The organism is Siphonobacter sp. SORGH_AS_0500 (assembly GCF_031453245.1).
Lineage (GTDB): Bacteria > Bacteroidota > Bacteroidia > Cytophagales > Spirosomataceae > Siphonobacter.
In genome coordinates this window covers 2,191,605-2,215,396 of the sequence record NZ_JAVIYT010000001.1, presented here as the reverse complement: position 1 = coordinate 2,215,396, position 23,792 = coordinate 2,191,605, and the positions used below count along the sequence as shown (strand labels likewise).

At 43.7% G+C, this 23,792-nt stretch carries 19 protein-coding genes; 6 read left to right on the top strand and 13 right to left on the bottom strand.

Going from position 1 to position 23,792, the window contains the following annotated elements; all coding sequences use genetic code 11:
* Positions 1-29: 29 nt before the first annotated feature.
* Both QE357_RS09285 and queG read right to left on the bottom strand, forming a co-directional pair.
* Positions 30-671: a porin family protein gene (locus tag QE357_RS09285; RefSeq protein WP_309706896.1), complete on the bottom strand. Its 642-nt coding sequence runs from the start codon at positions 669-671 to the stop codon at positions 30-32.
* A gap of 94 nt (positions 672-765) precedes the next feature.
* Complete coding sequence (gene queG, locus QE357_RS09280; protein WP_307142837.1) at positions 766-1,716, bottom strand: tRNA epoxyqueuosine(34) reductase QueG; 951 nt, start codon at positions 1,714-1,716, stop codon at positions 766-768.
* Positions 1,717-1,943: 227 nt separating this feature from the next.
* Here queG and QE357_RS09275 point away from each other — a divergent pair, with 227 nt between their 5' ends.
* Both QE357_RS09275 and dnaJ read left to right on the top strand, forming a co-directional pair.
* Positions 1,944-2,504: a nucleotide exchange factor GrpE gene (locus QE357_RS09275; RefSeq protein ID WP_106635011.1), complete on the top strand. Its 561-nt coding sequence runs from the start codon at positions 1,944-1,946 to the stop codon at positions 2,502-2,504.
* A 69-nt stretch (positions 2,505-2,573) separates the two neighbouring features.
* Entirely contained in the window at positions 2,574-3,725 is a 1,152-nt protein-coding gene (dnaJ, locus tag QE357_RS09270) for a molecular chaperone DnaJ (RefSeq protein ID WP_106635012.1), read from the top strand.
* A 273-nt stretch (positions 3,726-3,998) separates the two neighbouring features.
* On the opposite strand, the gene QE357_RS09265 is transcribed toward dnaJ, so the two are convergent.
* The 5 genes from QE357_RS09265 to QE357_RS25005 all read right to left on the bottom strand — a co-directional run bounded on the left by QE357_RS09265 (position 3,999) and on the right by QE357_RS25005 (position 8,650).
* Positions 3,999-4,634, bottom strand: a complete 636-nt coding sequence (locus QE357_RS09265; protein ID WP_307142836.1) for a nitroreductase family protein — start codon at positions 4,632-4,634, stop codon at positions 3,999-4,001.
* Positions 4,635-4,844: 210 nt separating this feature from the next.
* On the bottom strand, positions 4,845-7,055 hold the full coding sequence (locus tag QE357_RS09260; RefSeq protein ID WP_309706892.1) for an alpha-galactosidase: 2,211 nt from the start codon (positions 7,053-7,055) through the stop codon (positions 4,845-4,847).
* A gap of 129 nt (positions 7,056-7,184) precedes the next feature.
* Entirely contained in the window at positions 7,185-7,889 is a 705-nt protein-coding gene (locus QE357_RS09255; RefSeq protein ID WP_309706890.1) for a lipocalin family protein, read from the bottom strand.
* Positions 7,886-8,050 carry a DUF2256 domain-containing protein gene (locus QE357_RS09250; RefSeq protein WP_106635014.1) on the bottom strand — a complete coding sequence of 55 codons (165 nt, stop codon included), beginning with the start codon at positions 8,048-8,050 and terminating at the stop codon, positions 7,886-7,888. The genes QE357_RS09255 and QE357_RS09250 overlap by 4 nt, the downstream gene beginning before the upstream one ends.
* Before the next feature lie 465 nt (positions 8,051-8,515).
* Complete coding sequence (locus QE357_RS25005; RefSeq protein WP_409050263.1) at positions 8,516-8,650, bottom strand: hypothetical protein; 135 nt, start codon at positions 8,648-8,650, stop codon at positions 8,516-8,518.
* A gap of 397 nt (positions 8,651-9,047) precedes the next feature.
* Between QE357_RS25005 and QE357_RS09245 the strand changes: the two genes are divergently transcribed.
* Together QE357_RS09245 and QE357_RS09240 are read left to right on the top strand one after the other, a co-directional pair.
* Entirely contained in the window at positions 9,048-9,581 is a 534-nt protein-coding gene (locus QE357_RS09245; protein ID WP_309706888.1) for a hypothetical protein, read from the top strand.
* Positions 9,582-9,612: 31 nt separating this feature from the next.
* Positions 9,613-9,930, top strand: coding sequence for a hypothetical protein (locus QE357_RS09240; protein WP_309706887.1), 318 nt, complete (start codon positions 9,613-9,615; stop codon positions 9,928-9,930).
* A gap of 703 nt (positions 9,931-10,633) precedes the next feature.
* Here the strand turns inward: QE357_RS09240 and QE357_RS09235 are convergent.
* Both QE357_RS09235 and secA read right to left on the bottom strand, forming a co-directional pair.
* Positions 10,634-11,131 carry a DinB family protein gene (locus QE357_RS09235; RefSeq protein ID WP_309706885.1) on the bottom strand — a complete coding sequence of 166 codons (498 nt, stop codon included), beginning with the start codon at positions 11,129-11,131 and terminating at the stop codon, positions 10,634-10,636.
* A gap of 527 nt (positions 11,132-11,658) precedes the next feature.
* Positions 11,659-15,024: a preprotein translocase subunit SecA gene (secA, locus tag QE357_RS09230; RefSeq protein ID WP_307142831.1), complete on the bottom strand. Its 3,366-nt coding sequence runs from the start codon at positions 15,022-15,024 to the stop codon at positions 11,659-11,661.
* Positions 15,025-15,442: 418 nt separating this feature from the next.
* On the opposite strand from secA, the gene QE357_RS09225 reads away from it, so the two are divergent.
* Positions 15,443-15,946 carry a hypothetical protein gene (locus tag QE357_RS09225; RefSeq protein WP_106635017.1) on the top strand — a complete coding sequence of 168 codons (504 nt, stop codon included), beginning with the start codon at positions 15,443-15,445 and terminating at the stop codon, positions 15,944-15,946.
* 80 nt (positions 15,947-16,026) lie between these two features.
* Here the strand turns inward: QE357_RS09225 and QE357_RS09220 are convergent, their stop codons facing one another.
* From QE357_RS09220 to QE357_RS09210, 3 genes are all read right to left on the bottom strand, one after another.
* A complete protein-coding gene (locus QE357_RS09220; RefSeq protein WP_307142830.1) occupies positions 16,027-16,974 on the bottom strand; it encodes a 3-oxoacyl-ACP synthase III family protein in 948 nt (315 codons plus the stop codon).
* A 406-nt stretch (positions 16,975-17,380) separates the two neighbouring features.
* Positions 17,381-19,273 carry a DUF3857 domain-containing protein gene (locus QE357_RS09215; RefSeq protein ID WP_309706883.1) on the bottom strand — a complete coding sequence of 631 codons (1,893 nt, stop codon included), beginning with the start codon at positions 19,271-19,273 and terminating at the stop codon, positions 17,381-17,383.
* Between the two features lie 24 nt (positions 19,274-19,297).
* Positions 19,298-21,235 (bottom strand): DUF3857 domain-containing protein, encoded by a 1,938-nt coding sequence (locus QE357_RS09210; protein WP_309706881.1) that lies wholly within the window; start codon positions 21,233-21,235, stop codon positions 19,298-19,300.
* A gap of 496 nt (positions 21,236-21,731) precedes the next feature.
* Here QE357_RS09210 and QE357_RS09205 point away from each other — a divergent pair, with 496 nt between their 5' ends.
* The gene (locus QE357_RS09205; protein ID WP_157830181.1) at positions 21,732-22,820 is read left to right on the top strand and encodes an alkaline phosphatase; all 1,089 of its coding nucleotides are present in this window, start codon (positions 21,732-21,734) and stop codon (positions 22,818-22,820) included.
* Positions 22,821-23,163: 343 nt separating this feature from the next.
* Here the strand turns inward: QE357_RS09205 and QE357_RS09200 are convergent, their stop codons facing one another.
* Positions 23,164-23,577, bottom strand: coding sequence for an OsmC family protein (locus tag QE357_RS09200; RefSeq protein WP_106635022.1), 414 nt, complete (start codon positions 23,575-23,577; stop codon positions 23,164-23,166).
* Between the last annotated feature and the right edge of the window lie 215 nt (positions 23,578-23,792).

Below are 23,792 nucleotides of genomic sequence, written 5' to 3'. Positions count from 1 at the left end.
AGGTAAGTTAAAAATCTTTAGCTCTGCTATTAGCGAATTCTACCAGTGCGGGAGTTATAGTTACCCAACGGGAAGCTTAACCCAAGGTTAACGCCCCAGTTGCTGTGGTACACATCGCCGCTTCCTTGAATCGGCTTGGCTACGTCAACCAGCCCTAAGCCGTAACGAACGTCGAAATTCAGCCAGACTTTGTTTTGAATGCGGTAGTTGAATCCCCCGCCCAAGTGCACACCGGCATCAGCCGCCGTCCAGTTCTGACGATTGACGTTGATGTTGTCCCCGTTTTGGTTACGAGCTGCCAGGAGAAAACCAACGTAAGGTCCAGCGAATAGCTTAGGACGCAGGGCATGCCCACGGTCGTTCAGGTAAAAGGTCGCCAGAATTGGGATTTGCAGGTAGTTTAATCTGATCTGCTGATCTGCCAGTCGGTTCTTAGCTCCGAGCTGGGTGTAGAGCACCTGACCACCCACACCAAAGTGTTCGTTTACACTATAGTTGATGAATAAACCGGCGGTTCCACCCGTTTTCCAGGTTGTGTTGCCCGCTCCACCCCCGCGAAAGGTAGCTACTGATAAACCACCCATGGGGCCCCAGGAAAGGTTGTCCTGAGCTTGAGCCTTCGTTCCAATAATGCTTGCAAAGAGGAGGAATAATAAACTGTACTTTTTCATGATTGAAGCAAGTATAAATATTTGTATACTGCGACTTAAAAAAGCTCATTCCAGCCCTTATGTTATGATAATTTGTTGAATAATTTCCCCAATTTTATTTTTCTTCGGTAGTCAGGAATAGCACATTTCGTTGAAGACCTTCGTATTTGGTTCGTTTGAGAGGCGATTTTTTGAAGACTTTTCTGAAGGTTTCTTCGGTAAGTTCTTGCCAATCACGGCTTTGCCAGGATTTCAATTCCTGGGGAAGATCAAAGGCCGATTCGCGGTGCGGTTGGGAAAAACGATTCCAGGGGCAAACGTCCTGGCAGATGTCACAACCAAAAAACCAGTTTTCCATTTTTCCCCGAAATTCATTCGGAATGGCATCCTTTAATTCAATCGTGAGGTAACTAATGCAACGACTGCCATCCACCGAATACGGTTCAGAGATCGCGTCGGTCGGGCAAGCATCAATGCAACGGGTACAGGTACCGCAGTAATCGGCCATTGGGCCGTCGGGCTGCAATTCCAGGTCGATAATTAATTCGGCGATGAAGAAAAAACTGCCGCTTTTTCGAGTGATAAGATTACTATTTTTACCAACCCACCCCAGCCCCGCTTTTTTTGCCCAGGCCTTTTCCATTACCGGAGCCGAGTCAACGAAACAGCGTCCGTCCACCTGGCCGATTTGGTCCTGAATTCGTTGCAGAAACTCTTTCAACCGATCTTTCACTACAAAGTGGTAATCTACTCCGTAGGCGTACTTGGAAAGTTTCAGGTCATCGTCTTCGGCAGGCAAGGTTTCAGAAGGGTAATAATTGTATAACAAAGAAACCACTGATTTAGCCCCTTCTACCAGCAGTCTGGGATCAAGGCGTTTGTCAAAATGGTTTTCCATGTACTGCATCTGACCGTGTTTGCCGAGGGTTAGCCATTTCTCCAGCCGAGGGGCTTCTTCTTCCAGAAAATCAGCCCGCGAAATGCCACAGAAATCGAACCCTAAATCCCGGGCAATTTCTTTGATTGTTAACGCATTGCGTTGCTGAATAATTTCTGATACAGTCATGGCTATCTGGTCAACTCTACGGGTTCCCAGCTGTATAGGTACTGGAGATTCCATTGCAAAGTTACGGCATAATTAGCCAGCATCACTACCCGATGTCGTGGGTTTCAGGACGGTTTGACGCTATGGGTTCCTCAAAAAACTTCATTTAAAATGTCATTCTGTCAGCGAAAACCCAAATGGCAAAGTAATTTTGTAGTTAGGCTAACAGTAACAAGGTACGAAAAGACATGACGAATCCGGAATTTACGCAACCCGAAGAAAACGAAAAGGCTCCTCAGGCTGAACCCGCAACGGATAACTCCGAAGGTACTCCCACCGCTGAAACTTCGGAGCAACCTGTTGATAATAAAGCTGACAAAGCTCAGGCTGAAATTGCAGACCTGAAAGATAAATACGTTCGCCTCGCCGCCGAATTTGATAACTTCCGTAAACGCACCCTACGCGAGAAAGAAGAATTAGTGAAAACTGCTTCGGAAGGAGTTATCAAAGCCATTTTGCCCGTATTGGACGATATTGAGCGTGCTCAGGCAAACTATGGACCAGATGGTAAAGTTGAAACTGAAGGCATTGACCTGATTTTCAACAAACTGGTAAAAGCAGTGGCAGCCAAGGGACTGAAACCTATGGAGTCCAAAGGCCAACCTTTTGATCCTGATTTACACGAAAGTATTACCCAATTCCCTGCTCCTTCCGAAGACCTCAAAGGAAAGGTTGTGGAGGAAGTTGAAAAAGGTTATTACCTGGGTGATAAAGTAATCCGCTTTGCCAAAGTTGTGGTTGGAGCGTAATTGAAATCTAGAGAGACAAAAATTTTCGTTCTCTCCAGTGGTCTTTCTCTCCTCATTTTTTAAAAAACGATGGCACAAAAGCGTGATTATTATGAAATATTAGGGGTAACCAAATCTTCGTCGGAAGACGAGATCAAGAAGGCTTACCGGAAGCTGGCAATTAAATATCACCCGGATAAGAACCCCGATAACCCCGAAGCAGAAGATAAATTTAAGGAGGCGGCTGAGGCTTACGAAGTTCTCTCCGACCCTAATAAGAAAGCTCGTTATGACCAATACGGTCATGCGGGTATGGGAGGTGGTTACTCTGGCCCACAAAATGCAGAAGATATTTTCTCCCAATTCGGCGATATTTTCGGAGAAGGTAGTCCGTTTGGTAGCTTCTTTGGTGGTGGTTTTGGCGGCGGCGGTGGTCAGCGGCAACGCGTGCGTAAAGGTTCTGACCTACGCATCAAGCTAAAACTGGATTTACAGGAAGTAGCTAATGGCGTTGAGAAAAAAATCAAGGTAAAGCGTCACGTTTCCTGTAATGCCTGCGGTGGTAACGGTTCTAAAAACGGAACTTCCCTGCGAACTTGTCCTACCTGTAATGGTCAGGGCCAGGTTCGTCGCGTGCAGCAAACCATGCTGGGCCAGATGGTTACAGCCAGCACCTGCCCTACCTGTAACGGCGAAGGCAAGATCATTGATTCAAAATGTGACGTTTGCATGGGTGAAGGCCGCACGCTGGCAGAAGAGGTAATCTCTATTAAAATTCCGGCTGGGGTTGCCGAAGGCATGCAGCTTTCCATGAGCGGTAAAGGTAACGTTCCTCCTCGCGGTGGCGTGGCGGGCGACTTACTTATCGTCGTAGAAGAAGAAGAAAACGAAGACCTGAAACGCGATGGTAACAACGTGGTTCACGAGTTGTACGTAAACTTCGTTGATGCAGCTTTGGGTACTTCCGTTGAAGTTCCTACCATTGAAGGCCGGGCGAAAATTACGCTTGAAGCCGGAACCCAGAGTGGTAAGATTCTTCGCATGAAAGGCAAAGGCATTCCGCATTTGAATAGCTACGGCAAAGGCGATCAATTGATCTACGTGAACGTCTGGACACCACGCGTGTTATCGTCGGAAGAAAAAGGAATTCTGGAAAGACTCCGCAATTCGCCTAACTTCCAGCCTCGCCCTACAAAAAATGACAAGAGCTTCTTCGAAAAAATGAAGGATTTCTTTAATTAGTTGGAGAAGGTTTAATCAGGTTTGACGTTTGTCTGAAAGTGATTGATCAACGCTAAGTTTGATATACGTTTGAAAGGTTGGCTCAACGCCAGCCTTTCTGCGTTTTATGATTAGTAAACTTTATTTAAGCATTCAAACAAAGCCAACCCTCAAAACACAGAACCCAAACCAATCGAACATTCAAACCTCAATCAAACTCCCTCAAACAAAAAAGACGATTCAGCTAAGCTGAACCGTCCTCATTATTCATGGCTTTCAAAGGGGAAAAGCGTCTTAGCTTAATTCAGTAATGAATTGTTCTTTCGGCTTACGAACTTTCTTCATGCCGTGCAGCCAGTCATTGGCTTCATCACGATAACCCAGCGGTAATAGCGTTACACTGCGAAGGCCTTTTTCTTTCAGATTCAATAACTCATCCAGAGCAGGAGCGTTAAAGCCTTCCATGGGCGTAGCATCTACGCGTTGCTCAGCGGCAGCCGCAATAGCTATTCCGAAACCGATATACGCCTGACGAGCCGTAGCTTGGAAGTTTTCTTCAGCCGTTTTCGATCCGTACACCGATAACAGGTAATTTTTATAGCTATCCATCCGGTCGTCGGGTAAACCGCGTTCGCGAGTGGTGTAGAGAAACATGTCATTAATCCGTTTCGCATCCAGATCATCCCAAGCAGCGAAAATCAGTACGTGTGACGCGTCTGTAACTTGACTCTGATCGTTGGCAATCGCCCGAATTTGTTGTTTCAGTTCAGGATTTGTTACCACCAGAATTTCAAAAGGCTGCAATCCAGACGAAGTTGGAGCTAAACGAGCCGCTTCCAGAATAATGTCTACTTTTTCCTGTGGAACCGCTACACCATTCATTTTTTTTGTAGCGTAACGCCATTCCAGGTTTTCAATAAGGGAACTCATGATGTTCTTTTTTATGAAGGATAAATATTGACTTTCACATTAAATGTCGGTACATATAATACAAAGCCTATTTTGTGAAAATTAGTTTTCGATTGTTGAGATTTTTTAGGAATTGTTTTTACACTTTCCTTTAATCCACTGATAATCAATAAAAAAAAAGAAACTACTCGTCTGAATAGTTTCTTTTCGCAAGGGCAATAATTCGTTCTTTTATTTGACTTCCGTTAATTCAATCATAACACTGGTACGTTTCAGGTTAGCGGCGGGATTGAAACCCACGCTCATCAGGAAATCTCCGGTATAAACGGCGTCAGGCGTAATGCTGGACTTTGTGCCGGGGTATAAGTTCAGTTCTTTCAAAGCGTATTTTTTCTTGGGGTCCAGGCCTTTCAATACGATAGGTCGGCCCGTACCTACGCCATACCGACTGCTTACCATGTAGGTAAACCAAACCGACCGCGATTTATTTTCATTCACGAATAGCAAGGAAGCATACTCATTTTCGCGAGGATTAGCTAGTCGATACAAGTCTCCGTGCCAAACCAGATCGCTGATTTTTTTATAGGTCTCTACCGACTGCTTGCTAAATTCAAAGTCTTTTTCGTCCAGCTTACTTACCACAATATCGTAACCTAACTTACCCATCATTGCCACATCCGTTCGATACTTCAGTGGTTGCTTGCCCCAATCCGTTACGTGATTACAATGAGCAATGGTTGGGAAAAAGTACGAATACTCCCACTGCATAAACACCCTCTCCAGCGGATCAGTATTATCACTCGGCCAAAATTCGGTGAAATATTTAAGTGCCTCATAATCCACGCGGCCACCGCCCCCTGAGCATAACATCATGGGTACTTTGGGGTATTTCGCCCGAACCCGTTCCAATACTTTATACAAGCCTTTCACGTAATCCACGTAAAGCTTCGAGTCGGCCTGTTTGCTGTTTTTCAGATACTCCGAGTGAGCATTATAAATCACCGCATTACAGTCCCATTTAATGAAGGCCAGGTCAGGATTCTTCGTGAATAACTCGTCCAATATACCATATACAAAATCCTGAACTTTAGGATTAGATAAATCCAGTACTAACTGATTACGGAAATAATGTTCAGGACGCTCGGGCTGTTTGATTACCCAATCCGGGTGCTTTTCGTAGAGTTCACTCTTGGGATTCACCATCTCCGGTTCAACCCAAATACCGAATTTTACCCCGGCTTTCTGAGCCTCTTTTACTAGATAACCAAGGCCATGAGGTAACTTTTTGACGTTCTCTTTCCAGTCACCCAAACCCGCGTTATCACCATTCCGGGGATACTTGTTAGCGAACCAGCCATCATCCAACAGAAACAGATCCACGCCTAATTTTTTACCATCTGCGAAAAGTCCGGTTAACTTCTGCTCATCAAAATCGAAATACGTCGCTTCCCAGTTGTTCAGAAGCGTCAGACGCGAGCCTTCGCCGTCCAGAATTCGATACTTACGAGCCCAGCGGTGCATGTTACGACTGGCCTCTCCTTTGCCATGATCCGAGAACGTATAGATGAACGAAGGCGTTTTCAACTCCTGTCCACTGGTCAACGGATATTCCGAGGCATGAGGATTAATCCCCGCGATTACACGAAGATTATTATACGTATCGGTCTCAAAATCAATCTTGAAGTTACCCGACCAGCCCAACGTTCCGAGTAATACTTTCCCGGTTTCTTCCGTAGCCTTTTGATCAAACGAAAGCATGAAGCTCGGCGGTTGAAACAGGTTTGCCCGCGTGCCTAATTTGGAATCCAGCGAGAGAATTCCGGCCTTCAATTCGGTGGTTTCGGGATTCATTTCGTGAGCCCAGCTCCCGTGGTAATGCGTGAGATGGAAAGACTGTCCCACAAAATACAGGTTTGCCGACGCGTATTTATTGAGCGTAATCGTCCCTTTTTCATTGTTACGAATCGTGCTCCATTGCTCCACTACGTTCTCTTTCCGGTAGGTTTTATAATACAGGCTTACCTCAACGGCATAGGCGGGATCTTTCAGTACTACGGTAGTTAGCGTGACGTTATCATCCACTTTCTGTGTTTGATGGCTCTGGTATTGTAACTCCAGCGAAGTATTCCCGTCGGCATGCGTAACTCGAATGGCGGGTTCGAAAAGATTCCAGGTTCCACTGGGGGTATAAGCCGAATTAGAAATACCCGAGTTTTCGTCATTCTGGCGGCTTTCTTTCGTTACCAGAGCATATTCATTCGCTTGTTGCAGCCGCGTACCGAAGTAACTAATCCCCAGCCGTTTGCTACCATCGGTTTGTAATACCAGAGCGTTCTGCTCGGTTTCGATGGGAATGACGGTTTGCTGGGCGTATACGAAGGAAGTGGTAATAATAGTCGCAAGAAAACTGGGAATCCAGCGGGCGGATAAACGGTTTTGCATAGGGTAAGAGTTGAAATGAACCACTAAAAATAAAGCCTGAAATCTTTTCCTGAACACAAAAAAGGCAGCCGTTTCCGACTGCCTCCAAATTGCATCAATAAATGATAAAATACTATTAAACTGTGGTTCTTATTTCGTGCAATTGGTCTTACTCAACGTAATTCCGTTGATAAAGGTAATATTTTTATGATCCTGAAAAACGGTCTTTCCTTCTTTATCATTGACCGGACCAAAACCCTCGACATACGTATCGCCTTTTTTCAGAAAAATCACCTCCCGAACCGACGACCGACCTTCCGCACTGAAGCTATACTCTGCCAGGAGGGTATCTCCCTTTACACGACCATCCAGTGAGCCATGATTGCTATCTTTTTCGTAAAGCTTGTATGTTAAGTCTCCAGTAATGTTTCGGTTCTTTCTGGAAATGTGTAGATAAACAGTGTCTTTAGCGGTCATGTAAGCATAACATTCCTCTTCGTTTTCCTCAGCCGAATCCAGCGTCTTGGTATACGTCAGGGTTTGGCCGTCTTCCGTTTCTACGATCAAGGTATTATCCTTAATCGAGATAACTTTAAGCGTATGATCATAGGGACTAGTGGAACCATTTTGTTGCTTTCTGCCGTGCAGAAGCAGGTTATCCCCCTGCATTTCCCAGGTTTGATAGTCTATATCACCCGCAGGAAAAGCCGATGCAATCCCCTCTTTGTCCAAGGTAAAACCAGTATCCGACTGATTTTCTCCGCTGAGTGTCCATTTTCCAACTACTGAATCTTTGTCTTTGTTTTGACAGGCTAGCAAACTGATGAGCAATAGAAACAGGGCAAAAGGTTTCATAATGTTTCTGACTTGGGTTTGGCTTTTGATTTATTCATCCGGCATTGATCACTGCAATACACCACCTCTTCCCAGTTTTTCTCCCATTTTTTTCGCCAGCTAAAGGGCAACTGGCAAACAGGACAGATTTTGGAGGGAAGGTATGGTTTACGATGCGGCATGGTTGGTTGTACCAATGTTTAATGATAAGCCGTAAATAAACTGTACCATTATCTGTTGCCCAGGCAACCAATGGCGATTTGGAGTCGCTCCATTTGGTAGATTTATTAAAATTTGGATTGATCACCGGTACAAACAATGACCCAAAGCTTTACTATCCACATACTTAAAGACTCTGTTGAAAATCTCGTGTGAAGGATGACATTAGGTAAGCTCAGAAATGTGCGAAGAAATATCTCTTTCTATCTCCATATAGTTGTATTCCTTCATAATCGTTAATTCCACAAATGAAGGCTAGCAGGGCGACTAATAAAATGTCAAGCAGTTAATGTTTATTTTTTCTTCATAAATCCAGCATATCAGCGAAGAAAGTATTCCCAGTTAATACCCAAAGGCCTCATATCAACTCAAAATACCTACTTAAATACGTTTAATCTGTAAAAAATTGATAATGTATTAAAGATAGACTAAATTGATTCAAAAAAGCGATAGTTGATTGCGATACCACTAACCATAGCGTACATAAAACTGGATTTACAAAAGCAAATGACATGTCTAGTTAAACGCTTAACACGTATTTTCAAGTCTAGATGGTTTCGTATAATTTGCTACGTTTTCCGTTTCTTTAATTAATAAATTCTTGCAAGAAGAATATCTTTGTAAGTCCACCAATAGTCAGTACCCATGACGTAACTTGAATTATTTATTGTCTTAATAATTAAATTTTTTTAATAAAACTATCATTTGTTCGGCATCTAAAGCAAATAGTAATACTAATTCTTGTATCGTGATATAGCATTCATCCTAACCAGCATTTATTTCTTTTTATAAACGAAATGGAACTACTAATAGTCTATATTAAAGCACTACCCAAAAAACCAAATAATTTTTTTATTTATTATAATTCAATAGGGCTAATGTTTTTTCAAAAAATTGTTTTCTAATTTTAATTTCTTAAATTTCTACCCAAATATTTTTACAACCTAAACTATCATCCTTATGGTAAATTTTCTTAAAAAGCTATTATTCAACAGCCTTGTAGCAGTTTTTGTTTGTTTTTGGTTAACAAGTTGTAATCAGAAGGAAACCGTAGAGTCTGTTCCTAAAATTAATTTAATTGCTCCCAGCGGAATACAAGTAGCAAGATCCGTTGAACAATTAGAAGCTAAGATTGCTAATATATTCTCAATACATTTTAATGATGTAAATCTTATTAGTGTTGAGTTTTTAGAGGCAAAAGATGGGTATAGCTATCGAGCTAAGTTTGTAAACAAGTTTACCAATGAGACGCAATCCATAGCCTTTGCGGGAGATAAAGAATCCGCTACTTATTTAACTGGAGCAAGAACTGGGTCTATTGTCGCTCCCCCTCCTAGTGAAACCGTTTGCTGGTGTGGATGCGGAAGTGCTAATGCTCCAAGCTCTAGTGGTTGTAATCCCACTGCTACGGCTACCTCTTGTTCATGCACAGCTACTGATAAGTGTGAGCTAGGATGTTACGCACATTTTGTAAAAAAAGAAAAAGAAGAATAATTGAATTTTAACTTCTAATCTTATCATTCTTATGGCAAATTTTCCTAAAAAGCTATTATTCAACAGCCTTGTAGCAGTTTTTGTTTGTTTTTGGTTAACAAGTTGTAATCAGAAGGAAACCGTAGAGTCTGTTCCTAAAATTAATTTAATTGCTCCCAGCGGAATACAAGTAGCAAGATCCGTTGAACAATTAGAAGCTAAGATTGCTAATATATTCTCAATACATTTTAATGATGTAAATCTTATTAGTGTTGAGTTTTTAGAGGCAAAAGATGGGTATAGCTATCGAGCTAAGTTTGTAAACAAGTTTACCAATGAGACGCCAATCCATAGCCTTTGCGGGAGATAAAGAATCCGCTACTTATTTAACTGGAGCAAGAACTGGGTCTATTGTCGCTCCCCCTCCTAGTGAAACCGTTTGCTGGTGTGGATGCGGAAGTGCTAATGCTCCAAGCTCTAGTGGTTGTAATCCCACTGCTACGGCTACCTCTTGTTCATGTGAAGCCAATGATGGTTGTATTTGGGGATGTCATGCTCATTTTGAAAAAAAAGAAGAATAATGTATTCTTCTTGGAATTGCTGAAAATCAATGAGACAGAGAGTAGGATTTAGATGAGTAGTAATGAGCCCGATCAAGAATATCGGGCTCATTGCATTTAAATGCTCCAGGTTGTGTCTAACTTCTCAGGAGCACTCCACTTTCGCCCAACTTATGGATTGACCTAACGCAAACTTGACTAATGTCTGCGTCCTGATGGTAAGTGGCTATGCCTTGTTCAAGTGCCTGCCTATGGGCCGTATTCATCAACAAGAGGATGGGTTTACAGCCTATGACACAAAGTAAAACTCTTTAATATAAATTCGCTTCATTACTTATTCCATCGAACGGTATCCAACATTTAGGATAGCCTCAGGCGACGTAGAAAAACCAATAGTTAGAGGATGATAGAGGTTTGTAACTCATAATCAAATATTTAAAATTCAACAGAAAAAGCCAACCCGAGGGATTGGCTTTTAAGATTTATTTAGAAGACTGCCTACTCTATCTAGTCTTAATGCTGGGTTTCGTCCGCACTTGGACCATAACTTCCGGGAATGGGAATGTTAAGTAACCGCAGGTAAACGCCCAATTGAGCCCGGTGGTGAGTAATTTGAGAAAAAGCCATTCGGATTACTTCGTGTTTAGGATCAACGCTGTAAACAATTTCACCGTTTCGTAAAGTCCAGGGTTTATTCAGGAGGGATTCATTTTCCGGGATTAACTGCGTCCGTCCATTCGCCAGGCTTTCCTCGAAAAAAGCCATCAAATCAGCATTATTCTGAATTTTCTTCTCTTCATAAGGAATTTTGGCAAAGTCCAACTCGTCGGTAGTTAACGCCATGGTTACCCAGGTGGGTAGCTCTGCAATGTGGGTGGCGAGGTTACGCATTTTCATGCTTTTCTGGTGCGGAGCCCAATCCAGCTTATCGTCGGGAATGAGGGTCATAAATTTGCGGGTGGTGAGAGCTTCCTGCTCCATTTCTTTCAAAAACAGGGGAATTAGTTCCATCGTCTGTGTTGTTTTACGGTTCGATTCAAAACTAAAACCGTCCAGTGACAGCCCTATGTCAGTAGGTTTACTGTATCCTATTTTAAATTTCTGTAGAGACGCGATTGATCGCGTCTGGCCGGGAAATGAAAATCATTTAAATGGTAACATCCGCCCTGGTTGGTGTCTCCGCCAACCACTAGGCTTTTAGTAATGGCTGGTAAAGACACCAACCAGGGCCGGAACGAATCACTACTAGTAAAACAGCCGCTTACCCAGACGCGATTAATCGCGTCTCTACCTGATCAGGATAGTAACCGTTGACTTGGATTATCAGGGTTATTTTTATGTGTAGACACATCCCCCCCACCAACCACTAGGCTTTTAGTAATGGCTGGTGAACACACCAACTAAGGCCGGAAATCACTAGTAATAAAATCGTCTCTACCATAAACAAAAAGGTCAGCCTACTATAAGCAGACTGACCTTTCGCAAAAGATAGGTTAGTGCGAGAATTCTACGCACAACACCTTAAACTCAACACAGCATTAGTCGATTACGACACAAATACCACGTTTGACATCTTCCTCTACTTTCTTATACTTCACATCACGCTCGATGCGACCATCGCTGTACTGAACGGAAACCCGTTGGTTAGGTTCAATTTTGTTCACACGAATGGGCTGCTGACGCGGACGTTCTACCACCTCAATTTCCTCCAGTTCTTCTACCGAAGGACCATCGCCACCCGTAAGCCCGCTGACATCATCCTTACTTAATTGCAGTTGAGGCTGTGGTTCAGGACGACGGGGAGGTTGCGGAACCTGTGGCTGTTCTACGTGAAGTTCAGGAACATCGTAACGCATCAACATCTGAACAATGTCAAAGTTTACTTTATTAATGAACTGCTTGAACAGGTCAATCGACTCGAATTTGTAAATCAGCAGCGGGTCTTTTTGTTCGAACACCGCATTCTGAACGGATTGCTTCAGATCATCCATGTCACGAAGGTGCTCTTTCCACTCCTGATCGATTACCGTCAGAGCAATGTTCTTCTCAATCTCACGAGTTACCTCACGTCCTTCGCTGTTCAGTGCTTTCAGGAAGTTCACCTGGAAGCCCATCACGTGCTCGCCATCGGTGTAAGGCAATCCAATTACTGAATTTTCATTCACATTGCCCTGATTGGCTTCGAATAAGTCCTGGAAGAAAGGCTGCATCCGACGAGCGATGTCCGCTCCTTTCGATTGGTAATGTCCTTCTGCCGCGGCATATAACTGCTGCGTGCGTTGCTCAGGCTTCAGACGAACAAATTCATCCTTGGTGAAAGGAACCTGAATCGCCAGTGTTTCGATTACGCGAAGTTCAAATTCTTCGAAACTAGGGTTATTGGAAACCAGTTCTTCGCAAACGTCATAGGTAATGTTGGCAATATCCAGAGCCAGTCGGTCGCCAAACAGAGCATTTTTACGACGCTTGTAAATGGCTTCCCGCTGGTAATTCATGACATCATCATATTCCAGCAGACGCTTCCGAATACCAAAGTTATTTTCTTCTACTTTCTTCTGAGCCCGTTCGATGGACGAAGTAATCATGGAGTGCTGAATTACCTCTCCTTCTTCCATACCCATGCGGTCCATTACCTTCGCAATCCGTTCAGAACCGAACAGACGCATCAGGTTATCTTCCAGCGATACGAAGAATTGAGACGATCCGGGGTCACCCTGACGACCGGCACGACCGCGTAACTGACGATCCACCCGGCGAGATTCGTGACGTTCAGTACCGATAATGGCCAGACCACCCGCGGCTTTCGACTCGGGAGTCAGCTTAATATCCGTACCCCGACCGGCCATGTTCGTCGCAATCGTTACGTTTTGCGAATGACCCGCCGTGGCTACAATCTCAGCCTCGCGTTGGTGTTGCTTCGCGTTCAGTACCTGGTGTTTGATTCCACGCATCCGTAACAGACGGCTCAGGATTTCCGAGTTTTCAACGGAAGTAGTACCTACCAGTACCGGACGACCCGCCTTCACAAGCTCGTCGATCTCCTGTACTACTGCATTGTATTTTTCACGAACCGTTTTGTATACCTTGTCTTCCTGATCCTTACGCGAAATCTTAAGATTGGTAGGAATCGAAACAACGTCGAGTTTGTAAATCTGCCAGAACTCACCTGCTTCCGTTTCAGCCGTACCTGTCATCCCTGACAGTTTGTGGTACATACGGAAGTAGTTCTGAAGCGTTACCGTAGCGTAAGTCTGAGTGGCATCTTCCACCTTAACCCGCTCTTTTGCTTCGATTGCCTGGTGCAAACCGTCCGAGTAACGACGGCCTTCCATAATCCGGCCCGTTTGCTCATCAACGATTTTAATTTTTCCGTCCATGATTACGTATTCCACATCCAATTCGAACAGCGTGTGAGCTTTCAATAATTGGTTGACGGTGTGAATACGCTGGGTTTTGATTGAGTAATCACGGATAATCTCGTCTTTCTTATGTATTTTTTCTACTTCAGAAAGATCCGATTTTTCAATTTTATTCAGGGCAACTGACAAGTCAGGCAGAATGAAGAAGTTAGGATCTTCATTATTTGCCGTCATTACGTCAATCCCCTTTTCCGTCAGTTCAACCGAATTGTTTTTCTCTTCGATCACGAAATACAAGGGAGCATCGGCTTCGGGCATGCGTTTGCCCTGTTCCTGCAAGTATTCGTTTTCGGTCGCCCGCATCACTGCCTGGTTCCCCTGCTCACTCAGATATTTAATCAGAGGCTTGTATTTAGGTAACCCACGGTGAGCCCGGAACAGAGCCAGCCCCCCTTCTTTGGTATTACCAGCGGCAATTAGTCGGCGAGCTTCGGTCAGGAAACCCTGAACCAGTTTCTGCTGCTCTTCTACCAGTCGGGAAATACGGGGATTTAATACTTCAAATTCCTGAACATCATTATCTTTCACCATCGGCCCACTGATAATCAGAGGCGTACGGGCATCGTCAATCAGGACGGAATCGACCTCATCGACCATGGCATAATGGTGTTTTCGCTGCACGAGTTCTTCCGGGCTACGAGCCATGTTGTCACGCAGGTAATCGAAACCAAACTCGTTATTGGTACCGTAAGTAATATCCGCTAGGTAAGCATTGCGGCGGCTATGTGTGTTAGGCTCGTGACGATCAATACAATCAACCGTCATGCCGTGGAATTCAAACAGAGGAGCATTCCACTCGGAGTCACGTTTCGCCAGATAATCGTTGACGGTTACGATGTGAACCCCTTTACCGGCCAGGGCATTCAGGAAAGAAGGCAAGGTAGAAACCAGCGTTTTACCTTCCCCGGTAGCCATTTCTGCAATCTTACCCTGATGTAACACTACCCCACCAATCAACTGTACGTCATAGTGAATCATGTTCCAGGTAATGGGCTGGCCCATGACGTTCCAGGTATTTTTCCAGGTAGCTTTCTCCCCTTCAATCACCACATTTGATTTGCGGGAAGCAACAAAACGGTCATGAACGGTAGCTGTTACCACCAATTCACCGTTTTCAGTATAACGACGACCCGTCTCTTTCACAATAGCGAAAGCACGGGGCAGAATTTCTAATAATACTTCTTCAAGTTTCTGATCAGACTGAACTTCCAGAGCATCAATTTGCTTGAAGAGCGAGTCTTTCTCATTAACGTCCAGATCTGGATTGGATTCAATTCGCTGACGGATGCTATCAACCTGGTCGGTGATAGGAGCCAGTTGTTGCTTGATAATAGACTTCAGAGCAGCCGTTTCCTGACGAAGCTGCTCATCGGTTAACTCTCTTAATTTGGCAAATTCGGCATTAATTTTTCCTACGTAGGGATATAATTCCTTTAGATCCCGATCGGACTTAGTGCCGAAAATTTTGGTGATGAGTTTAAACATAGCTATGTGCTAATGCACCGTTATTCGTGGTTAGTCAGCCGTTTTACCGAGCTGCTCTTTCATAATCCGGCCAGGTTAAGCGGATTTACATGAAACCCCAACCGGGGTACAACAATAGGTAGAATGCAAATTTACTTCATTCTTTTTACCCAAAAACAAAAAAACGATTCCTAAATACAGTTTAGAGTCGAAAGTGGTCAAAACGTTATATCAAAGCGACAAATTGACAGCTTTTCTGAACCGAAGCCCTGAGGCATGAAACTTTCAAACTAAAAAATTCGTTGTAATTTGCCGCCTGATACAAAACCCTAGTGCTGTATCATAGGAAAGTAAGCTTTGAAATTACGACTACTTTGAAACGTTAGTTTGCTTATTAACGTTCTGTAAAAGACACCATAATCCCTACTTCATTTTCACTATGAGCCAAAACCAGCAAGATAATCCGTATTACCGCCCTGTCCACCGTGAGCGTAAGAAAATGTCCATTCCAGGTTTTGGGGGTGGAAAAATGTTCGGTGGCAAAGGCGATAATGAAGGCAGAAAAGATAACGGAGACATCTGGATGAAGTTCATGCCGCTAATTGTGCTGATTTTTGCGGCTTACGCCATGTATGACACTTTCTCGGCTTTCAACAAGAAGGATAAAAATACGGTGGACGAACCCAAGGCCATTCAGGCTATGGAATGGAAACACGAAAAAGTGTATAAGAAATTCGCGGATATTACTCCTCGTTCCAAGCATTATTACCTGGTTATCAGTTACGAAGGAGCCAGCAAGACCATTGATTTTGGTCAGGAAAAAAGTGAATTCTGGGATCAGATTGATACCTATAACTTTTTAACCAAAGCCCCTGGCAGTCTTTCAGTATCGGTGGATGCGTATGACAATTCCCGGGATCGGGTTCTGACTATGAAATTTTAAGCAATCATTGCTTGACAATACAGCAAAAAGGCTAGTCCACAGATTGGACTAGCCTTTTTTTGCTAGGAAATAACGTAGAGTTATTCAACTGCCACCAACATAGCACCGTACGAATAACCACCTCCGAAGGTAGTCACTACGATGTTGTCTCCTTTCTGGAATCGGTAACGGTTTTCGCTGAGACCAATGGCACAGCCCGCACAACCGGTATTACCCAAGTACTGAATGTTAGATAGAAGTTTTTCCATGGGAAGTCCTAATTCCTCCATTACTTTCTTACTGATTCGGAAATTGGCCTGATGAGGCAATACCCAGTCCACGTCTTCCATCGTCAGGCCATTGCGGCCCAAAATCTGACGACTGGCTTTGGGCATGTACTGAACAGCATGAATAAAGACATCGCGGCCATTGGGCATTACAAAACCTTCATCATTGGGTCGCAATACTACACCTTCCAGAGCCTTGCCAACCGTAGCCGCACCGCCCGTCAGAATATCGACCACTTTCAGATCAGAATCAGAAACCCGTTCACTGGACATGAACAGAGCCGCGGCTCCGTCGCCCCACAGGTGACCAGCTACTTTATCAGATTCGTTACTGTAAGCGGTGTTATTATCCGACACGACCACTAAAGCTTTGGTCGCTTTTTTCATGCAGAAGTAGCCTTGCACTACTTCAATCGCATTCAATAAAGACGAACAGGCCGTAGAAACCGACAGAACCGGAATATCTGGAATCTGCAGGTCGTGCTGTACAGCGTGAGCCAGTGAGACAATCGTATCATAAGGGGTGTATGTAGCCCCTACAATCAAATCAATTTCTTGTACTGGGTAAGGTAAAAGGGCTAGGCCCTGACGAACGGCCTCAACGGCCATCGTGTTAGTGTTTTCGTGAGGGGCAGCTTTCCGACGTTCTCGGATGCCCGTCCGCTCCACGATCCACTGGTCAGACAATCCATTCAGTCGGGCAAAATGTTCATTGGTAACAACTTGCTCCGGCAGATAGCTACTTATCGCGTTGATATACATAAGGGTCAAGCGGGGAACAGCTCGTATTTGTACTTTGCCGTGATATTTTGTACTATGCAAAGAATGCGTTTCTTTACGAACTTACCAAATATTTCATTGAATGATTAAATATTTTGTTGGAATAGTTACAGTATTTTTATTAATTACTTAACCTCACCTGTACTTACTACCCATTGAGGTATATTCTCTACTGATCCTCTTGTGCAAAAAAGTTTATGCCTATACGTCCAATTTCACGCTACGTGCGATTTTTCATCTGGTTATTTTAACCCTTTCTAAATTCTTTATAAACCCGGGGAAGGATACACTTCCTGCTCATTGCTTAGCTGAAGGCACCTGCAACATCGAATGAAAAAGCCGAAGCTAATACTACAGCTTCGGCTTTTTTGTTCTAATTAAGGAGAGATTATTGCTTCACAAAGACCGCTTGTGAGCGATCTGCCCGAGCTATTTTCTTGCAAAAATCTACGAATTTAGGGTAAGCTGAAGCGGGTTTACGAAACCGGGGCATTTCCAGCCGCCGGGTATAGACGATAGTCTCGCCCTTTTTAACAGTCTGAGCGGTATAAGTACCAAATTCCGTTTCCAATTTAACAGGTTCGGGCAAGGCTTCCAGCGTATAAGATTCGGGAATATGATAGGTAACCGTATCGGCATCCGTAAAACCCACCGTCCATACCACTTCATGCTGACGATTGGAAAGGGTTTTAGGAATTAGCGTCCAGGGTGTGTACTGATTAACTGACAGGAACATACGATTACCACTCATCGTCGCACTTTTCCGAACCGTCAGACTCAATTTTTCAGTAATCGAAGGAATTCTCTTTACGGGCTTACCCACTTCAAAGACAAAGTCATTCAGATCAAAACTGGCCAGACGCATCCGTTGAATTTTCCAGCGTTTCAGCGTTTCCCCAGCCATCGATTCGGTGGCAGAGCGATAATCATCGTGCTGAATTCCTGAATAGTGGGTAAGCATCTTTGTTGCCGCATTTCCCTCTTTATCCAGGAATACTTCAATGGTACGATACTGCCCATTTTCGGTTTGCTGGTAAGAAGGCGTTTTCACTAGTACCCCACCCTGCGGCGTATTCAGCAAGGCATGTCGGTTACCCGTAAAGCTGCCCATATAACCTGGATCGGCGTGTTGACTCGTACATTCCAGCCAAAGGGTATCCTTCGCCAGTGGTACACACAGAATTTCGTGATTAAAGCGGGCCGATGGAAAATCCGTCAAAACATCAATAGAACTCGCCGAGACCAAAGCGGTGTAAGAAGTCACTCCAGCTACTTTCAGCATTGCCTTCATGTAGTTGGAAAGAGCCTTGCAATCTCCATAGCCTTTCTCAACCACCGTTGCCGCCGGAATACTCTGCCAGCCCCCCACGCCCAATTGAATACTTACGTATCGGGTAGATTGCTGCAAATACTGATATAGTTTTTCTACTTTACGCAGTGGATCGGTTTCTGTTCCAACTACCTTCAAAACGTTAGCCTTAGCGGGTTCGGGTAACTCATCACGATTCACATTCAGGTCATAGAAAAACTGCCCCAGCTCTTTCCAGCTTGCCGCCGAGCCTTTGTTACCTTTCATGTCAAACTGATTGGGAGCTGTCAATACGGCAGGCCCGCAGGAAGCATAAAAATCAACGTATGGCTCTTCTTCTCTGATTTTCAGATTTTTAACCTGCCATTGATACGTCTGAATGCCATCTTTCTCTGATTTCTGAACCGCTCCTACCCCATTCATTTCCCGGAAACGTAATCCCAGCGTAGCAGGAACGATTACCGTGAAAGCTGAATTTTCAATGGCAAGCTCTTCGTCTCGTTGCGGAATCCAGTAAGGGTAAAATAAAGTATTATAAGAAACTAATTCGTAATCAAACTCTACGGTAAACGGATAATTAGCGTACTTAAAGTCAGCCTGCTTTACTTTATTGTCGTCAAACAGTGAATAATCTGAATGAGATGAAACATCAAGAATATCCGATTTTCTTAGTCGTTTTATTTCCTTTCCATTCGCATCATATAACTTACCTTCAAAGTTTTTAACACGGCTCAGCTTATCGTAATACACTTCTTCAGTAGCATATTTATCTCCTTTTTCATTCAGAATGGTAACAACCGTATGTATGCGTTTAACGGCTTCTCCTACCGCTAAAACCTCGAAACTTTCTTCCTGCAAACGAATCACGGCAGAGGCTTCATTTCGTAAATCAGCCGGAATGGACTCTACGGAATACGTCTGAGCGAAAAGGCTCAGCGGAAACAGAAGTAATAAAAATAATACCCTTTTCATAACCAGATTTTTAACCCTATTCAATTATTTCTTTTTAAGAATAATTTGTTCTCCATTTTTTGCAATGGCCATATCCATTAACTGCTTTAAATAAGGATATTCTTCAGAAGAATAAATAGGTTTTTTAAGCTGCAAACGAGTAACAACATTAATAATATCCTCTCCATGCACCTGGACCTGATAGGTAAACCGGCCTCCATCTTCTGGCAATGCTATGACCTGAGTTGCAGGTGAACTTTCCACTACATATCCCTGCGGAATTTTAATATTGGCCATGAAAACTTCTTCACTGGGGCTACCAAAATCGACAGGATACATTCGTTTTTCGTATTTAAAGGGGTTGACGGAAAGAGCTTCCCCCAAGGCAGGGCTTAAGTAAATACGATCGCCCGCTTTATTAAAGGTTTCTTCGTAAGAAACCTCTGTAGTTACAATCAGGGGTTTGTCGATTTCCGTAGCGTTTTCAACTTTGCTTTCGCCTACTTCAGCAGAAGGTTGCTTGATTAGTTCCTTCCCAAACTTCTTAATCCCCGATTTTTGAATAGCATTCCGGTAACGGCAAGCAAGCTCACCCTGCCAGCTATAGGAAATAGATCCTTTGGCTGAACCAGATTCATCGAGTGTATATTGAAGCGTTTTTACCTGTCGAGTTAAGGTGGGTTTGAGGTAAACCCAATTGGCATGTTTAATATCTACAATACGTCCAATTCTGGTTAGACAACGATCTGGTAAAACGCCCAGGGGAAGAAACGTATCCGTTGCGTCTAAAAGCACTTCTTTTCCACCAATGTTCGTTATCCCAACGAGATCGTTGAAGTAGGAAATCATAGGAATTTCCATGAATACAGCTCCGTTCGAGCGGGTACTGAGAATCACGGGGCTGGCCTCAAAACCTAATTCCCGAATCAAACCGATCAGGATTAGATTGATCTCCGCCGAATTACCCGTCTTTTGCTCGAAGATGGTTTTGGGACTGCTGGCCGACCAGTAACTTACGTGCCCGTTCCAGGTCATGTTTGTGCGGATATACCGGTGGGCTTCCTTGATGATTGACAACGTATCCGAGTACTTACTTTTGATTTCCTTAGCCGCTGCTTTCAGGAATGTAGTTTTCCGAATGTAACTACCCACTTCATCGTCGGTAGCCATCTTTTTATCGACATCCAGCCAGCTTTGACTAAACCGCTGTATCCGGCCATTAACCATTGCTTCAACCAGCTCAAAACGCAAACGTGTGGTATAATCATCTATCGTGGTGATGTAGGGTTCAGGCCGTAAAGCCGGTTGATCTTTCACCGCATACCGCATAAATGTTCCCGTATTGGGATTTTCAGAATATTCTTTAATCACCAGATCAACCGGGTTTTGGAAGACCGCCCGATAGCCTAATTTGGGAGGGAAGGTTGCATAATACTCACTATACTTGATAGGAATATCCGTTTGAAAATCCCAGGACGGAAGCTGCAAAATAAAGTCTGACATCAGATCGTATTCATACTCAATAATACAACCTTCCTGCACATGGGGAAGCGTGAACTTCGTCTCGTAAAAGTTTTTGTTAGTTTTGGAAGTAAAAATGGCTGATCTGCTCAGGTCTTCGGATTTAATTTCCCCATTTTCCAGCCAATACGTTTTTCCTTTAATATTGCGAATTACTTCCTCACTATCTGCCCCCCTACGGTATTGATGAACCGATATCGTAGCTCGATCATAAGCTGATTTTTTCAGGATTTTAATGCGTCGAATTCGTCGATGTACCGCATAATAACCTTTAATATCATTATCCGTAATTTCTACGGACCCATACTCTCCTAGAACTACCGCTTCAGCGGCGGAATCCAGAGGATAATACTTGGCGGCCAGATCATCAACTGTTACTTTACTAATTTTAAAGCGTTGGGCAGACGTGGAGAGACTGACTATACATAAGAGTATAGCAAACCAGGCGGACAACCGATTCATAAAGGATATTTATCAGGATAGGTAAAAGAATAAATTTATCTTCAATGAGAGAAGGTCAATTTTTTAGGAGGACTAGCATCTGTACTTAAAACAATGTTAAGTAGTAGGACTTAAGCCTACAACAGTAGTTGGATAGGTGGTGTGAGCATAGGATTAAGGTGGTGAAATGAAGGACATTCGAGGATTGACTCCAACAAATAAAATTAATGGTTTTTATTTTTCCATGTTTTTAACTTAATATTTAGTTTTCTAAAAGCGGGCAGGTTATTAATTAGTAAATTACAAACGAATTCTTATTTATGATCAAAAATCAATTTACATAAAATAAGCATTACTCCTCAGCTATTGGTTTGAAAAGCATTCAGGTAATATTCTTCTATTTATCAATTCATGATATTTAGGTCGCTATTATTAACAATTTATTGACATGATGAGCCGCCGTGAGGTTCAGGAAATAGTGGAATTTTGCAATTCGAAACATTATTCTTTAGTATCTATGAATCGTTACGCACTTCTCTGTTTAGGACTGATGGCCGCCTGTGTGTCGAGCTTTGCTCAAACTACGCCCAAACGACCTAAAAATGTAATCTTACTGATTGGCGACGGTATGGGAGCTAATCACGTTTATGCTGCTCAAATTGCCAATAAAGGCTCTCTTCATATGAATCGTCTTCCTTACATGGGGATGTCGACGACACACCCGGTTAAGGATTTCATCACGGATTCGGGTGCGGGAGGATCGGCCCTGGCTACGGGTGTCAAAACGAAAAACGGAGCTATTGCGGTGGATTCTTCGAACCGTCCTCAGGTAACGTTAGCCGAACTGGCGAAGAAGAAAAAACTGTCAACCGGTATTGTCACTACGTGCGATATTACGGATGCTACACCAGCAGATTTTTATGCTCATCAATCTTCAAGGTCCAAACACGAAGCCATCGCCGAGGATATGGTTACGTCCGATCTTGATGTAGTCATTGGTGGAGGGATGCGGTATTTTACCGAACGTAAAGACCAGAAAAACTTACTAGCGGCTTTCAAAGACAAAGGGTATTCGGTAGCGGATACTTCTGGTGATTTTACGAAACTGGAAGGTAAAAAACTGGTAGCGTTCACAGCCCGCGAAAACCCTAAAAAAGTTAGAGAAGGTCGCGGTGAAATGCTTCGTCAGGAAGTAGAAAAAGCGTTATCAATCCTTTCGAAGAATAACAATGGCTTCTTCCTGATGGCCGAAGGTTCTCAAATTGACTGGGCTGGCCACGCCAACGATTTGGATTACCTCCTCACCGAAACGCTTGATTTTGACAAAGCCGTAGGAGCTGCCCTGGACTTTGCCGAGAAAGATGGCGAAACGCTGGTTATTGTCACTGCTGACCACGAAACGGGTGGTTTATGCCTGACGGGCGGTGACTGGAGAAATGGTAAGGTAGAAGGTAAATTCATCTGGTCGAACCACACTGCCAATCCTGTTCCTGTCTTTGCTTATGGTCCTGGAGCGGAGTTATTCCGTGGTATTTTCCCTAATGTAGAAGTAAATAAAAAAATCCAGCAAGCCTGGTGGGGAGAATCAGTGTTAAGCCGTAAATAAGTGTTGGGATTTTGTTATTAAAACCTTCAGTATTACTCAAAGGAAAAGCCGAAATGATCACTTCATTTCGGCTTTTCCTTTGAGTTGTAGATACTAAACAGCATCTTCAAGCATCGTGGCCGCTGGCAGCAGTGACTTTAGGTCTAAACGCATTCCATAAAGAATTAAACCGATTGCTGCCAGCGAAAAAGCTGGCAGCGGCATGAAAAAAGCCGGAATGAAACAGATCATTCCGGCTTTTTTCTTATAGGATATGATGACAGACAGAATCCCCAAGCACTACTGCCCCTGTGGAGCCGCCACGACGGCAGCGGCACAACATTTAAACTCAAAACGCCAAACCCTACACAACAAATTCAAACGTAACGGCCTTCACTAGGTCGGGATGAAGGCTTTCCGCTACGGGGCAGGTTAAGGCGGCGTTTTCCAGCTTCTTTTTACGAGTTTCAGTTAGGGGCTGACTCGTCTTAACAATCAGTTTAACAGCGATCTCACTGATTCGACGAGGGTTTTCAGCCATACTCTTCGTAACTTCTACCTGCGTCCCCGTAATATCCACCTGGTCCCGCTGGGCAACGATTCCCATGATGGTTAACATGCAGGAACCCAAAGCCGAAGCAACTAAATCAGTGGGAGAAAATGCCTCTCCTTTTCCGTGATTATCCACTGGAGCATCCGTAATAATTTCTGAGCCAGATCTTACATGTGTAGCCTGCGTGCGAAGTTGTCCTAAATACGTAATGGTAGCCGTTGCCATGCCTGTAACTGTTATCTTAATTGAATGAATGAGACGTATTTTCCGAAAAGCTTTTCTCTCACTTTTCCTAAAAAATGCCATTAAAGGTAAGTTATTCTTTCTAACTCATCTTTCTTCACGGGATTATCGCCCTCACAATTCAAGTGAAAAGTTTCATTCTTTTATCAAACGCAACTTTTTATCGTCATTACAGGTTAGCTCATTACCTTTGTACA